Below are 14,665 nucleotides of genomic sequence, written 5' to 3' on the forward strand. Positions count from 1 at the left end.
TACGACCCGGCGGCGGGGCGGTACCTGACGCCGGATCCGATTGGACTGGCTGGGGGGATCAATCGGTATGCGTATGTCCAGAATGATCCTTTACGGTTTATCGATCCATTAGGCCTGGCGTATTTCGCAAAACGACCGCTTTCTGGAATGTCTTGGATGGGTCCGGGTTCGTGTAATTCGATCGATGATTTCTTCAATACTGAGATTTCACACGAACAGCTATTTTTTGAGGACGGAAAAAGCCCATCGAATATCGGCTTCTTTGACGATGGCACTTTGAAGTCGGAACCTAACCCAACTGGTTACCGCTGCCGCTCCGGGAAATACAACGATTGCATTATGCGCAAGGCGTTTGCTAATGTGGGACCACTTCCGTCGTATTGCCTTATCGGGAGAAACTGCCAGACGTGGGCGGAACGTGTGAGAGAGGAATACGCGCGCCTCGCACAAGACCCGCAAGTTCAGAAGGAATGCCAGGAGTGTAAACAATGATTGTCTCGTATATTATTTTTTTCGCTCTTGGCGTTGTTGCGTTTTTTTTGATGGCGAAATTTGGTCTGAAGATAAGGCTCGCGGTTGCTCTTGCTGTTTTTTTGATCCCATCAGTTGTTCTGACGGTATGGGTTGTTAGGACGGGGGACAAGTCACCGCCAGATGCGGTGACGATCGTTCCAAAACATTCCGAGTCATCTGGCGAGACTGATTCGAAGGATTAAAATCAGCGAGCTGTCGGCGCCCCCCTATATTGGGGCCTTAGGGGACGCGTAGTTTTACGATCTTGACACAGCGGGAGGCATGGCATCAGGAACCTGTGAGCGGTTGAAAATCCATTCACAGGAGGTCGCCCGGGATGCCATGCCGCCTGCAGAAGGAGGAGATCGTGACACTGCAAGTCCTTGACGCAAAAGGGAAATCCAAGGCGGAGTACGAGGCCTTCGGCCGGGCGCACGTGGCCCCGGCCGCCCGGGCAACTTGCAACCTGCGCTTTCCCGGCCAGTACTTTGACCAGGAGACGGGCCTCCACTACAACTGGCACAGGTATTATGATCCGAGTACGGGGAGGTACCTCACACCCGACCCTATCGGCTTAAACGGAGGTATGAATTTATTCCTCTATGCAGAGGCCAACCCGATTAACTTCACCGATCCAGAATGGTTAAGAAAATTTGAGCCTCAAAATCCTTCAGGCTGTGAGTATTACAAGAAGCGTTGTGAAGAGGGAGACGATTGCTCAAGAGACGAATACGCTTGTAAAGCATATGACTGTTGTAAGTCTTTTGGAGAGAACCCAACTTCTAACTGTATAAGAGGATGCTTGATTGCTTTTGACAAAAGAAACTGTGCCCACCTTGAAGGAGAGGCGAGGAAGCGATGCCGAAGGCTTGCGCACTGGGACTGTTATGATAGGTGCTTAGGTCATGGAAAAGGCTTAAAAGGTCTAATAACAGGCCCCCCGACACAATGTCTTGATGCCATGGATGAAGTAGGGGGCATGGGTTTCTGATATGAAAAGTATTTTACTCATTGTTACCATCCTTTTGGTTTGTGGCTTCGTATTTCTTTGTAATCGCGCTCAAAAATCTGACTTAAAAATAGGAGCCTTCTCATTCCTTGTCATTGGCATGTTGATTGGCCTTCTTGGTGGTTTTCAGATTTTTTGGGGGTTAGACAATACTAAAGGCTGGAATCCATATGGATGGTGGCTACTTGCATCATTCGCCACGACAGTCATAGGTGGGCTTGTAGGAGTTGTAATTTTTGGGAAAATAGCGAAGAAAAAAGCAATTAAATAGTGCAGCTGTTCGGTTTTGATGTTTTAGGCGGTCGAGGAATTTTTCTTCAACCGCCTTGCAGTATCTCAAGTACACCTACAACCTCAGCGATGACGATGTGGTTGTAGGATGGGTGGAAAATCCCTACTGGCAGTATTTGAGCGGCATGCAGTATTTCGAATACGAAGCGCCGATACACCCCTCGAGCATGAGCCGCTGGCGCAAACGCATTGGTGAGGCAGGTGCAGAACAGCTGCTGAAGGAAACCATCGCGGCCGGGCTTAAGCTCAAAGTCGTAAGACCCCATCAGCTCAAACGTGTCAACGTGGACACGACGGTGCAGGAAAAGGACATCCGTTTTCCCACCGATGCCAGGCTGTATCACCGTGCCCGGCGGCGCCTGGTCGATGCAGCCAAGAAGCGGAAGATTCCCCTACGCCAAAACTACAACCGAATTGGCAGAGGTCTTTTTTTTCAGCAAAGCCGTTATGCCCATGCCCGCCAGATGAAACGGGCCGCAAAGTGCATCCGCAAACTGAGAACAATCCTGGGACGTGTCATTCGAGATATCGAAAGAAAATGTTCGCATCCGGATGAACAGCTTCGGTTACTGTTGGACATTGCCAGAAGGATTTTTAACCAGCAGCGGAATGACAAAAACAAGATCTACCTGAAGGAGAAGCGCAAGGCCGGGCTCGTCACCAAACCCCTCACCCCTCCCGAGGCCAAAGGAGGCAAGTGACCCGATTCACCGGCCTGGTCAGCCGAGCGAAGAACCATCGTTGGAAACCGGACATCTCAAATCGGCGTTGACACGATTCCGCTTTACTTCCGGGAGGGCGGGGCGTATCATTTCATCCAGGCGGACCAGCTTGGGACGCCGCGGATGCTGGTGGATGCCACGGGGGTGGTGACGTGGCGGGCGGAGTACGAGGCCTTCGGCCTGGCGCAGATTGAGATTGAGGTGGTCGGGAATAATCTTCGGTTTCCGGGCCAGTACTTTGACCAGGAGACGGGCCTCCACTACAACTGGCACCGCTACTACGACCCGGCGGCGGGGCGGTACCTGACGCCGGATCCGATTGGACTGGCTGGGGGCATTAACCTCTTTGCTTACGTCCAAAATAATCCGGTTAATTTTACTGATCCTTATGGGTTGTGGCCTTTCGGTTTGCCTGGCAAAAGCGATGCCTTAAAAAATGGTTCATCTTGGGTAGATTACTATCTGCCTGGAATGGATAAGACACAGCAACAAAAAATCGTTAATGAAGTGGTGGATGAACTTGGCTGGAAGGATGTTAAAAATGGATTGAATAAATTTGGTAAAGACTTTCAACCACCGACACCAGACCAACTGAAAGATTTAACATCTGATCAGAAGAAAATCATAGACGATTTTTTTAATAGAATCGATGTGCCTGGCGATATCAAAAATCGTATTCATGATTTACTTTATCCAGAAATTAACGACCAAGGAACTTGTCCGAACTGATGAAACACAATCTGAAAGTATTATTATTGATGTTTATGGCAACGTTCATTGTTGGGTGTGCCATTAGTGAAGATGGAACTTTGCGTGATAGCAAAGGTGTTATTGTGTCCTCTTCTAAAGAGGAGATATCGCAAACGCAAAGAACGCTACTGAATGAGGAGATACCAAACAATCTTCCTGCATCGGCAGAAGGTGGCGTGATCTTTGATGGAAAAGTCATATCTGTTGACATAAATCCTTCGGGCTTATATACGACCTTGTTTGAAGTTGATAGGGTTTTATTCGGTGATTTAAAGGGAGAAAAAAAAGTTGTTGTTCGCTCTCCTTCACCTAATAAGACGGGTATTGACTTCAAAAAAGGTGAAACCTATAGGGTCTTCGCTGTTTATCTTGATGGCTCTTATAGAACATGGGATTGGCTAGGTTCTGTCAAAATTGATAATGGAAATCTGGCTAAATAAAACGTGATGTTTTGGGTTCATCTGGCGGCTAAGATTTCCCATCTTAACCGCCTTTTCTGTTTGGGGAGCCCTTGAGGGCGGAAGGGTTGGTCGGGCGGGTGCTGTAATCAGATAGTGGTTGGCGGATTTTGTGCTTCGCTATGTTGCATAAAATTCCTTATGCTTGAATGCGGCGGCGGTAGCCGTACCGAGCTTACTATCGCATTAAACATATTTTGTGCGCCCGACAGGGGCGGCATCCGATGCGCAGCCGCCGGACATAGCCTGCATAAAAGGATGCCCCAGCTTGATCGGGAGGACATCTCAAATCGGTGTTTTGGGGACAAATAGCATCGGTGCTGACACACGGACGCGGAGGGGAGGCAGGCGGTGCGGTACGACTACGCGGCCTTCGGCGCCCGCCGCCGGCACGGGGGCCGGGTGCGCCAGGCCCTGGTCTTTCCGGGGCAGTACCTGGACGAGGAGACGGGCCTCCACTACAACTGGCACCGCTACTACGACCCGGCGGCGGGGCGGTACCTGACGCCGGATCCGCTGGGGCTGGCCGGGGGGATCAACCTGTATGCGTATGCCCAGAATAATCCGGTCAACTTTGTGGATCCAAGCGGTGAATTCATCGCCACCGGAACAGTAGCTTTTCTTTATTATGTGGCCGTGCCAGTCGCTGTAAGATATGGGCCAACACTATATCGTGTGGCCCAAAGCGCTTACTTGCAATATGCTCCTAACATAAATTTGTTTGCAAAACGTTTATATGACTTAGAAGGTCCAGAAGGACCATCATTCCTTTCTCGATCTTATGAATTAATCAAGGAAGCTGAAGAAAAAGTAAACAAATGGATATCAAGCGAATCGGAATGCTCCCAAAAATAATAGCCTAAAAATATCCCATGCAAAATAATGTAAAAAAGCAAAAGAAACCAGGGAAAGTGATTGTTGATATATTACTGGCATTATTGATTTATTTTTTTTGTATGTTCGGTTTGGTTGTAACGACTATAAAGATTGTACAGCAATGTATTGTTTTGGAACCTATTTATCAAAGGTTGGTTGATTCTCTAAGCTTAAGTCTAGCATCATTTTTTCTAATTAAGCGTTATCCTTTAGAAGAAAAAATTTGTCTATTCGACAAATATCGGATCAAAATATTGATTAAATATGGACTACCTTTTGGTTTGTCGGTGGCAGTTTTAAATTTCCCATATTCATATGTCTACAATGGTGGCACAATTAGTCCTAAAGCGTTTATTGATCCTCAGCAGCATTATGTTTTTATTTTATTTTTCTTGTTTTTTGCTGTTTTTGTGAGTCCCATCATGGAGGAATTATTTATTAGGGGCTGCCTTTTTCGTATATTAAGAACAAAATTTAGCTTTTTTGTGTCTACGCTTGCTTCTACGTGTCTATTTGTTTTTCTGCATAATATATCAAGCCAATATCAATTTATTAGATTGTTTATAATTTCCTTGATGCTTACTTTTTGTTACGAATTTTCCAAAACACTTACGGCAAGCATGATAGCTCATTCTATTGGAAATGGAATTTGGTATGTAATGATATATGGTCATATGTACGGCATAATTTAGATATCTGTTCCTGTTCAATTGATCAGACCAAGCATGTCCATAGAATAGAACTCAAACTGTTCGGTCCCGGATGATTGCGCGCATTTTTGACAAAGATATCGGGCAGTTTCGTCTGGCACCGGTACTACGACCCGCAGACGGGGCGGTACCTGACGCCGGATCCGCTGGGGCTGGCCGGGGGGATCAATCGGTATGCGTATGTCCAGAATGATCCGGTTAACGTCATTGATCCACTGGGACTATGGACATTTACATATAGTGCAGACGGTCATGCTCCGACTGGCCCTTGGCCAGTTGCAGCAGGTGGGACCGCAAGTTCTAAGTTGGTGAATCCGTTAGACGCCTCAGGCAAACTTGAAAGCAGAGGAGTCACTCCAGAGGCGACTGCTGGAGTTTGGGCGGACATCGGTGTTAGTGCCGGTGTGGGAGATTTGAGTGGCACCGGAAATCAAGCTGGACCAACTGTAGGAATAGGTGCTGGCCGATATGGAGGTATTCAATTCACGTTGAGACGGGAATTTGATGAATCAAGATCATGGTATGATCCGTTGAGATATCTTGATGGGGTAAGTGTCGGTCTTGGCATCGGCTTAGGGCTGCCTGTTAACGTTACTGTACCACTTGAATCTAATTGCCTCAAGTAAGGATAAAACAATGGGCGAACAATCAGGAGGCTTTTTCGTTATCAACATTGTATTTTCTTTTGCTCTTGTCGTGGTAGGATTGATGTTCCTTGAAGGAATTTGGCAAGGTAAGGGGTCAGTTGTAAAGTCTTTTTTCAACATTGATAATTGGTTGTTTTCGAAAATTAGTGACAAGAGAATCTTGAAAGCAGGAGATCGGCTAGCATTTATAGTTTGTGTCTTAATGGCTTTGTTTACATTTGCTAACGGTTTGCTATCCATATTTTTGCCTCAAGTCCCTAATGTCAGTGTCGTCTTTCTTTTTATAGGGATCCTGTTAAGCTGGCCAATAAGAATATTTTTTGTCTCCTTGTACAAAAACAAAGAGTACGGGGAAGTCCCGAGAATCTGGCCATTCCCTAAAAAATAAAAAGGGGGCCGGGCGTATTTCTACCACCTGGACGGTCTCGGGACGCCGCTGGCGCTCACGGACGCGGAGGGGAGGCAGGCGGTGCGGTACGACTACGCGGCCTTCGGCGCCCGCCGCCGGCACGGGGGCCGGGTGCGCCAGGCCCTGGTCTTTCCGGGGCAGTACCTGGACGAGGAGACGGGCCTCCACTACAACTGGCACCGGTACTACGACCCGGCGACGGGGCGGTACCTGACCCCGGATCCGGTGGGGCTGGCCGGGGGGATCAACCTGTATGCGTATGTCCAGAATGATCCGGTTAATGCGGTTGATCCGATGGGATTGGCAACATGGACGGGATATTTACACGTAGTCGCTGGTGGTGAAGTTTTTGGTGGGGGACTATTGACGGGTGGTCTGAAATCCGTGTCTCCGGATGGCAAGGTAACAACTGTAGCTATAATTGCGCCCTTGGTTGGTGTCACGGCTGGGCTTCCTGCATCAACTACAGGAGGGAAGGTTACATTTGAGACTCCGGGTACAGCAAATCCAAATGATTTTTCTGGATATGTATCTTTCCTATCAGCAAATGCGGGTTTGGTAACTACAGGTGGCATGTCCTCAATCATGATTGGCAATGCAATTAGTGATGGACCATTTTCGTTTCAATTTGGGTTTGATGCCAGCACTAGTGGCTTTATGGGCTGGTCTTTCCCAATTAGTGGAGGTTGTAAATGAAGCTTGGTTTAGCTCAGGCATTAATGCCATTATTAGTTGGTATTTTCTTTGTAGTTAGTTATTTCCTTTCGGATAAACATTTCTTCTTCGAGTTTATCGCATACCTTCCAATGAAGAGAAAAGGTAGTGTCAAAATAGGATCATTAATTTTCGGTATTATATTTATTCTTATTTCAATTTATAATTTTTATAAATGGTCAAAGTAAGTCTGAGGAAAACCTACAAAGGTTGCCTGGCTTAACAAATGGGTATTTTGAGGCGGTTGAAATTTTTCTCTTTAACCGCCTTTACTTTACGGTTGCGATTCTGCGACCAATAGACGAAAAACAAACCTTTTGCGGCCAGAATTCAACCAATAAGTGCAACACCACCTAGTTTGGTGTCCTGCCACTATGCACTATCACAGAACACCTCAATGGGTGCCTGATAGCCGAGGCACTTCCTGGGGCGCATGTTCAGCTTCCGTTCCACCTCGGCAACCTCCTCATCTGTCACCTGATCGAAATTGGTTCCCTTCGGGAAGTACTGCCGGATCAGGCCGTTCATGTTCTCGTTCGCTCCCCGCTCCCAACTGTGGTAAGGACGGGCAAAGTACACCTTGCAATCCAGCGCCTCAGCAACCCGGGCGTGATAGGCGAACTCCTTGCCATTGTCGAAGGTGATCGTCTCGACCTGGCTGGCCACCGCTGACAGTCGGTCGATGATAGCGGCTGCCGTCTGCTCCGCCGTCGCCCGATTCACTTTCTGGATCACCACCTGACGGCTTTTGCGTTCCACCAGCGTTACCAGGGATGATTGCCTCTTGCCACGGACTGTATCGCCCTCCCAGTCGCCAATACGAGCTCGCTCCTCGACGACCGCTGGCCGTTCCTCAATGCCGACCCGGTCAATGATCCGTCCACGTCGCTCCGGGCTGCCATAGCGCTTGCGGTAGCGTTTGCGCTGGTGCCGAAGGTGCTTGTACAGGTCGCCTCCCGCCTCTTGGTCGCGCTGAATATGACGATAGATCCATTCATGGCTGACCAACGGATAGCCCGCTGCTCTGGCGTATCCTGCGATCTGCTCTGGACTCCAGTCTTCTCTCAGCCGAGCCTCGATCCACGCGATCAGTTCCGGTATCCGCTTGTGGCGCTTGCGCGCCTCCTGTCGCCTTTGATCGGACAGCCGCTGTGCCGCCTCGGCCTGATAACCGTCGAGCCCTTGATTGCGCCTCAGCTCACGGCTGATGGTACTCGGGGATCGACCGACCTCCCGGGCTATCTGCCCCTGCGTGTAGCCTAGCTGCTTCAAAGCCGAAATCTGGTATCGTTCCTCTTGAGTCAGTTGCCTGTAGTGCCTCATGTGCATGCCTGTCTGGTCTAGGGGTCAGAGCCGGCCATTCTAGGCGGCAACTGACTCCTCTTCGAGTCCAAGCGTTGCACTTATTCTATGAATTCGCGCGGTTAAAAGAAAAAGCTGATAACCTCTTGAACTAACAACTGAAACGACCTGATATCGGGAAGTGCTCAACCGGATTGATGTCCAAAATAATCCGGTTGATTTTGTTGATCCGTTGGGGCTTCGCACCTGGAGCCTTGGAATTAGTCTGACAGGAGGTCTTGGCTTAGGCGGTGGAGGGGGGATCTTCTTGAATATCGGCCATAATCCGAACAAAGGATTACTGGAAGGCTGGTCTGCGTCACTAACTGGAACCGCAGAAGCTGGCGCTTTTGGTGGTATTGGCGGAGGAACTCAATTTCAATTCACCACAACTGACGCCTGTGATGTCTCGCAACTAACAGGAGAAGGGATGGCCTTCGGACAGGCTGCTGGTGCCGGTATTCAAGGTGGTGTGGAGTATGTAACAAATATGGGCGGCTCAGTAAAAGGGGCAAGCTATTATTTGGGCTTTTGTATGAAGTCAACTGTGACGGTTGACCGAGAAAACCGAAAAACTGGGTTCGAGCAGGGGGAAAACGCCCATGATCAGCGCTAAAAGTTGCAAAAACATCCGGCCAAGGGCGTCGGCCAGCCCTTTCGGGATTCCGTGGCCGAAAAGCGAACGTATTACCAGACCAAGGTTGTAGGCAGCGGCATGGATCAGATAACGTTTGGTGACATTTTCCAGGCCCCGCAAGGTCATCCTCGCCAGGTTGCCGCTGCGCTTGAACAATGCGAAACTCCGCTCGACCAGTTCGGCCCGCAACCGCCCCAGCCGTTTGCCTTCATTGCTTCGGGTGTGACGTGTACAGCTAACCTTCTTTCCAAACAAAAGGATATGGGATAGATTGACCCTGTAGAGAACATTTGGAAAGGAGGCATTTCATGAACGAAGCAGCTGAGGTTAAACTGGCGAAACAGCGGTTAAGCGCCCTGCAACTTGCCGAGGCCCTGGGGAACGTTTCCGAGGCATGCAGACGGCGTGGCATATCCAGGACCCAATTCTACGAGTACAAGCGACGCTTTCAAACCCATGGCCTGGAGGGGCTCAAAGACCTTCCGCAGAGGAGATATCGCAAACGCAAAGAACGCTACTGAATGAGAAGATACCAGACAATCTTCCTACATCGGCAGAAGGTGGCGTGCTCTTTGATGGAAAAGTCATATCTGTTGACATAAATCCTTCGGGCTTATATACGACCTTGTTTGAAGTTGATAGGGTTTTATTCGGTGATTTAAAGGGAGAAAAAAAGTTGTTGTTCGCTCTCCTTCACCTAATAAGACGGGTATTGACTTCAAAAAAGGTGAAACCTATAGGGTCTTCGCTGTTTATCTTGATGGCTCTTATAGAACATGGGATTGGCTAGGTTCTGTCAAAATTGATAATGGAAATCTGGCTAAATAAAACGTGATGTTTTGGGTTCATCTGGCGGCTAAGATTTCCCATCTTAACCGCCTTTTCTGTTTGGGGAGCCCTTGAGGGCGGAAGGGTTGGTCGGGCGGGTGCTGTAATCAGATAGTGGTTGGCGGATTTTGTGCTTCGCTATGTTGCATAAAATTCCTTATGCTTGAATGCGGCGGCGGTAGCCGTACCGAGCTTACTATCGCATTAAACATATTTCGTGCGCCCGACAGAGGCGGCATCCGATGCGCAGCCGCCAGGCATAGCCTGCATAAAAGGATGCCCCAGCTTGATCGGGAGGACATCTCAAATCGGTGTTTTGGGGACAAATAGCATCGGTGCTGACAGCTGTCAACGCCGATTTGAGATGTCCGGTTTCCAACGATGATTCCTCGCTCGGCTGACCGGAGAGAGAAATCCAGGCCTTCGCCGCCCTCGATGGCGTTGCAATAAAGCCGCCCGTGGAGCAGGGGTCAGGCCCCCTCGGGCAACCGGAAGACCTCGAGTTCCGCCTCGAGCCGCTCCGAGACCCCGCGGAGGGTGGCGGCCACCTCGCGCATCGCCTCCGCGTTCCGGGTCATCCTCGCGCTGGCCTCCGCGATGGATTCCGTCATCCTGGCCATCTCCTGGACCTCCCCGTCCGCCTCCTGGGTCCGCCGGCTCACTTCCTGGACCGTGGCCGTCTGTTCCTCCACGGCCGCAGCCACGCTGCCGGCGAGTTCGGCCACGTGGCGCACCTCGCCCACGATCCTTTCCACCGCCTCGGTGCTGGCCCGGGAGTCGGCCTGCAGCTCGTCGACCACCGTCTCGATCTCCTCCACGGATCGGCCGGTCTGCTTGGCGAGTTCCTTCACCTCGTTGGCCACCACGGCGAACCCCTTGCCCATTTCCCCGGCACGTGCCGCCTCGATGGTGGCGTTCAGGGCCAGGAGGTTCGTCTGCTCGGCGATGGCGCCGATGAGTGTGCTCGCCTCCCCGATCTTGACGGCCGACCGGGCCAGTTTCCGGATGATGGCCTCGGCCTCTTCGGCGCCCTGGTCGGCCCGCTGCGAGGCGTCCCGGACCTCTTGGGTATGCCGGGCGATCTCCGTCACCGTGGCGGTCATCTCTTCCATGGCGGCGGCCACCCCGGAGACGCTGGCGCTGGCTTGCTCCGAGGACCCGCGCACCTGCCGGGCCTGGTCCGCAGCCTCGGCGGCGGCCGCCGCCACCTCGGCCGCCGCGTCATGGACACCGCCTCCCTGCCGGGCCACGTCACCGGATGCGGCCTTGATGGCCGAGAAGAAGCGCCGGAGGGACTCCAGTGCATGGTTGACGGCCCGTGCCACCTGGGCCATCTCGTCACGGCCGCCCGCGGGGAGGTCCCGGCTGAAATCCCCCTCGGCGACCTGCTCCAGGCCGACCAGGATGTCGTGAATGGGCCGGGAGACCGCCCGCGCCACCCAGAGACCGAAGGCCACCGCCATCACCAGGGCCGCGCCGTTGGCTGCCAGGCCGAAGGCCTTCAGGTGGGATACCTGCCGGCGGGCGTCGCCCTGGAGGGCCAGGGCCCGGCGCGAGTAGAAGTCGTCCAGGCGGCCGAGGCGGGCCAGCACCTCCCTGGAGGGCCGGTGCACCGCCTCGTTGTAAACCTCGGCCACGTCGTCGGCATCCACTTCTCCGCCGCCGGCGAAGAGCCGTCGCAGTCCGGCGGCCCCCCGGTGCATGGCCGCGTGGTGCCGCCGGATGCCGTCCAGGAGCTCACGTTCCTCTCCGTCCCGGGCCTGGACAGAGGCGAGGAAACGGCCCAGCGGGCACGCCGCCGGGTCGAGCTCCACCTCCGGCGCGGACTCGTTCAACAAGTCCGCCAGGACGTTCACCTTCCAGCGGATGAGGGCCGAGACGGCCTCCTTCTCCGCCTCCAGCAGGCGCCGCGCCGTCGCGGCCCGCTCGCCGTAGGCGTCGGCACGGTGCTGGAGGACATACATGACACCGAGGTTCAGGAGGTTGACGAGGCTGACCGCCGCAAACCCGATGCCGATCTTCTGCCAGATCTTCATGCCGCCGCCCTCCTCTGGTCTTGTCCCGGAACGAAACGGGCCCGGGCGGGACCCGAGAACACGGTCCCCGGCGCCGTACCCGCCCCGTCCCGTTCTCTTTTCGGCAGCCGGCGGAATAAAGTTAACTAGATGAAATCTTGCAAATTTTTTCTTCCAGAAAGAAGAGCGGCCAGGCGACGGGCGGCCTCACCCGGCCCCGTGCCGCGCCTGGCCGGACGAGGCCACCACGGCGGCATCGGCAACCTCCGGGCCGGGGAAGTCCTGCTCGGCGGCCTGGGGATGCACCTCGCACCCCGCCCCCACGCGGCAGCCCTTCGGGATCCTCGCCCTCGCGCCCACCACGGTGAGTGCTCCGCCGGTGCGACCCGCCACGGACCCCGGCCCGAAGACGGCCGCCTTGTCCGCGATGACCCTTTCGAGGCGGGCGCCCTCCCCCACCCGCACGTCGAAGAAGAGGATGGAGTCCCGAACGATGGCTCCCTTCTCCACGTGGACCCCCGGGAAAAGCACGGAACCTTCCACCCGCCCCTCCACCCGGACCCCGTTGTGGAGCACGGCGGAGGCGACCTCGGCCCCCGGGCCGAGGAAGGCCGGCCCGCGTTCGGCGATCCGTTCGTGCTGGAGGTTGGTGCGGACCTCCCAGTCCTCCAGGGGAGGCGCCGGTTCCGGGCCGAGGAGCGCCATGTTGGCCCGCCAGTACTCCTCGAGGGTCCGCAGGTAGCCCCAGTACCCGGCATGCCGGTAGCCGAAGACCCGGTACCGGCCGATCATGCCCGGCAGGATGTCCCGTCCGAACTCGTGGGAGGAGGCCTTCGCGTTCTCGTCGAGCACGGCCTCCAGGACCTCCCGGCGGAAGAGGTAGATCGTCATGGAGGCCCAGTTGGAGATGGGACGGGCCGGCTTCTCCCGGTAGGCCTCGAGGGGCCCGCCCCGGGGGTCCGACCCGCCGATCCGGCCGAGCCCGAATCGGGAGGCCTCTCCGGGCGGCACCTCCACGAAGGCCGCGGTCATGTCGGCGCCCGCCTCCCTGTGGAAGGCGACGAGTTCGCCGTAGTCCATCCGGTAGACGTGGTCACCGGAGAGCACCAGCACCAGGTCCGGGTCGTGGGCGGCGATGAAGTCGAGGTTCTGGTGCACGGCGTTGGCCGTCCCCCGGTACCAGTCCCAGGCGTGAAGCCCCTGGAAGGGCGGAAGAAGCGCGATGCCCCGGCGCCGGCCCGCGAGGTCCCAGGAGGCGCCGTCGCCGATGTGCGAGATGAGGGAGGCGGACCGGTACTGGCCCAGGACTCCCACCCGCTCGATCCCCGAGTGCATGATGTTGCTCAGGGGGAAGTCGATCACCCGGTAGAGCCCCCCGAAGGGGACGGTGGACTTCGGCCGCCGGTGGGTGAGGACGCCCAGCTCGTCCACCCGTCCCCCGGCCAGCACCATGGCGAGCACGCCCCGCACGGCCATGCCTCCTTTCGCGGCGAGGCGGGGGCCGTCTCCTTGCCGGTGGCCCGCCGCCTATGACGAGGTTACGCCGCGGCGCCGCACCGGGCAACAGAAAAGAGGGGGCCGGGATCGGGCCCGGTCACGAGGAGATGTGCTTGACCGTGAGGCGCTGGAGGACCTGGGACGAAAAGTTCTCCACCAGTGCGGGGTCCAGGTTCTGGAGCGGGACCTCGGCCCGGGCGCTCTGGCGGTGTCCGCCGGCGGAGCCCACCTTGCCGAAGGACTTCACCGCCAGGCGCCCCGCGTTCTTCTTGTAGCCGTCGCAGCGGAAGATGACCACCAGGCGCTCCCCGTAGAAGCCGGAGACGATGACCCAGCCGATGTCGTGGATGTGGGTGAAGAAGTCGGCCACCACCACCAGGATGTCGGGGTTGGCCACCTTCCCCACGTGGGTGTAGATGCGCTTCTTGCTGATGATCATCTGCTCGAAGGCGGCCCGGAAGAACTTCAGCTCGGAGCGCCGGATGTCGGAGGTCTCGATCTTGCGGAGGAGGTTCTGGTTGATGCGCTTGAAGAGGTACTGGAAGCTCAGGACGTCCCCGTAGGAGGCCTTCTTGGCGAAGTTGTGGGTGTCGGTCTTGATGCCGTAGAAAAGGGCCGTGGCGAGCGCCACCGAGGGCTTGATCCCCGCCGCGCGGAGATACTCCGTCATCTGGGTGGAGACCGCCCCGTAGTCCTCCCGGATGTCCACGAAGGGGGCGTCCCAGCCCTTGGTGAGCGGGTGGTGGTCGATCACGGCGTCGTAGGAGATCCGCTCGAGGTCCGGGTGGTGGGACGGCTGGGAATCCACCAGGACGAACTTGGTATAATCGTCCTTCTTGAAGGTCCGCAGCCGCTGGATGGGGATCTTGAGCAGCTCCACCATGGCGAGGTTGTTCACCCGCTTGATCTCGTTGGGATGGGCGATGGTCACCTCCTCGACCCGCCGGGCCAACAGGCGGCGCACGGCCAGGGCGCTGGCCAGGGCGTCGGGATCGGCCACGATGAGGACCAGTACGCGGTCCTCCCGCTTGAAGAGGTCGAGGAAGGCCTTGAGCCGCTCCCGGTTGGAGAGCCGGCGGCTGGCCTTGGCGGAACCGGCGGCGGAGACACTGGGGTCCAGTGCCGGGTGGACCACCTTTCCATTGCGGGCCTTGGTGTTCTTCACCGTTCCCATGCGCACCCTTGACGGTCTCCATGGATCCGTGGGCGCTCGAGAACGGGCCAGATGCAAGGCGGCGACGATGTCGA

At 55.1% G+C, this 14,665-nt stretch carries 15 protein-coding genes and 2 pseudogenes; 12 read left to right on the top strand and 5 right to left on the bottom strand.

The genetic code is table 11. The features are described from left to right. The 10 genes and pseudogenes from HCU62_RS12560 to HCU62_RS05990 all read left to right on the top strand — a co-directional run. On the top strand, positions 1-492 hold a 492-nt coding region (locus HCU62_RS12560), incomplete at its 5' end, for an RHS repeat domain-containing protein (protein ID WP_169755502.1). A gap of 484 nt (positions 493-976) precedes the next feature. Continuing rightward, positions 977-1,109: pseudogene (locus tag HCU62_RS12905) on the top strand (RHS repeat-associated core domain-containing protein); the annotation flags it as partial. Positions 1,110-1,505: 396 nt separating this feature from the next. Next, on the top strand, positions 1,506-1,793 hold the full coding sequence (locus HCU62_RS05955) for a hypothetical protein (RefSeq protein ID WP_163299422.1): 288 nt from the start codon (positions 1,506-1,508) through the stop codon (positions 1,791-1,793). Between the two features lie 52 nt (positions 1,794-1,845). After that, positions 1,846-2,442 (top strand): annotated as a pseudogene (locus HCU62_RS05960) (transposase); the annotation flags it as partial. A 147-nt stretch (positions 2,443-2,589) separates the two neighbouring features. Further along, positions 2,590-3,264, top strand: coding sequence for an RHS repeat domain-containing protein (locus tag HCU62_RS12835; protein ID WP_484482062.1), 675 nt, complete (start codon positions 2,590-2,592; stop codon positions 3,262-3,264). Further along, a complete protein-coding gene (locus HCU62_RS05970) occupies positions 3,264-3,725 on the top strand; it encodes a hypothetical protein (protein WP_163299425.1) in 462 nt (153 codons plus the stop codon). The genes HCU62_RS12835 and HCU62_RS05970 overlap by 1 nt, the downstream gene beginning before the upstream one ends. Before the next feature lie 369 nt (positions 3,726-4,094). Further along, a complete protein-coding gene (locus HCU62_RS12910; RefSeq protein WP_163299426.1) occupies positions 4,095-4,598 on the top strand; it encodes an RHS repeat-associated core domain-containing protein in 504 nt (167 codons plus the stop codon). A gap of 101 nt (positions 4,599-4,699) precedes the next feature. After that, on the top strand, positions 4,700-5,311 hold the full coding sequence (locus HCU62_RS12915) for a CPBP family intramembrane glutamic endopeptidase (protein ID WP_374001949.1): 612 nt from the start codon (positions 4,700-4,702) through the stop codon (positions 5,309-5,311). Positions 5,312-5,397: 86 nt separating this feature from the next. Continuing rightward, positions 5,398-5,955 carry an RHS repeat-associated core domain-containing protein gene (locus HCU62_RS05985; RefSeq protein WP_246325325.1) on the top strand — a complete coding sequence of 186 codons (558 nt, stop codon included), beginning with the start codon at positions 5,398-5,400 and terminating at the stop codon, positions 5,953-5,955. Between the two features lie 436 nt (positions 5,956-6,391). Further along, a complete protein-coding gene (locus HCU62_RS05990) occupies positions 6,392-7,081 on the top strand; it encodes an RHS repeat-associated core domain-containing protein (RefSeq protein WP_169755520.1) in 690 nt (229 codons plus the stop codon). A gap of 390 nt (positions 7,082-7,471) precedes the next feature. Here the strand turns inward: HCU62_RS05990 and HCU62_RS05995 are convergent, their stop codons facing one another. Next, entirely contained in the window at positions 7,472-8,422 is a 951-nt protein-coding gene (locus HCU62_RS05995; protein WP_163298507.1) for an IS30 family transposase, read from the bottom strand. A 160-nt stretch (positions 8,423-8,582) separates the two neighbouring features. Here HCU62_RS05995 and HCU62_RS06000 point away from each other — a divergent pair, with 160 nt between their 5' ends. Continuing rightward, positions 8,583-9,056, top strand: a complete 474-nt coding sequence (locus HCU62_RS06000; protein ID WP_163298508.1) for a hypothetical protein — start codon at positions 8,583-8,585, stop codon at positions 9,054-9,056. Here the strand turns inward: HCU62_RS06000 and HCU62_RS12925 are convergent. Then, positions 8,982-9,332: a transposase gene (locus HCU62_RS12925; protein WP_220096259.1), complete on the bottom strand. Its 351-nt coding sequence runs from the start codon at positions 9,330-9,332 to the stop codon at positions 8,982-8,984. The genes HCU62_RS06000 and HCU62_RS12925 overlap by 75 nt on opposite strands. A 53-nt stretch (positions 9,333-9,385) precedes the next feature. Here HCU62_RS12925 and HCU62_RS06010 point away from each other — a divergent pair, with 53 nt between their 5' ends. Continuing rightward, entirely contained in the window at positions 9,386-9,598 is a 213-nt protein-coding gene (locus HCU62_RS06010; RefSeq protein WP_258539254.1) for a helix-turn-helix domain-containing protein, read from the top strand. A 777-nt stretch (positions 9,599-10,375) separates the two neighbouring features. On the opposite strand, the gene HCU62_RS12570 is transcribed toward HCU62_RS06010, so the two are convergent. The 3 genes from HCU62_RS12570 to HCU62_RS06025 all read right to left on the bottom strand — a co-directional run bounded on the left by HCU62_RS12570 (position 10,376) and on the right by HCU62_RS06025 (position 14,591). Continuing rightward, the gene (locus tag HCU62_RS12570) at positions 10,376-11,941 is read right to left on the bottom strand and encodes a methyl-accepting chemotaxis protein (RefSeq protein WP_163298510.1); all 1,566 of its coding nucleotides are present in this window, start codon (positions 11,939-11,941) and stop codon (positions 10,376-10,378) included. Positions 11,942-12,127: 186 nt separating this feature from the next. After that, positions 12,128-13,396, bottom strand: coding sequence for a glucose-1-phosphate adenylyltransferase family protein (locus tag HCU62_RS06020; protein ID WP_163298511.1), 1,269 nt, complete (start codon positions 13,394-13,396; stop codon positions 12,128-12,130). 118 nt (positions 13,397-13,514) lie between these two features. Then, positions 13,515-14,591: a DHH family phosphoesterase gene (locus tag HCU62_RS06025; protein WP_220096260.1), complete on the bottom strand. Its 1,077-nt coding sequence runs from the start codon at positions 14,589-14,591 to the stop codon at positions 13,515-13,517. Positions 14,592-14,665: the final 74 nt, after the last annotated feature.

This window comes from Dissulfurirhabdus thermomarina, from assembly GCF_012979235.1.
Lineage (GTDB): Bacteria > Desulfobacterota > Dissulfuribacteria > Dissulfuribacterales > Dissulfurirhabdaceae > Dissulfurirhabdus > Dissulfurirhabdus thermomarina.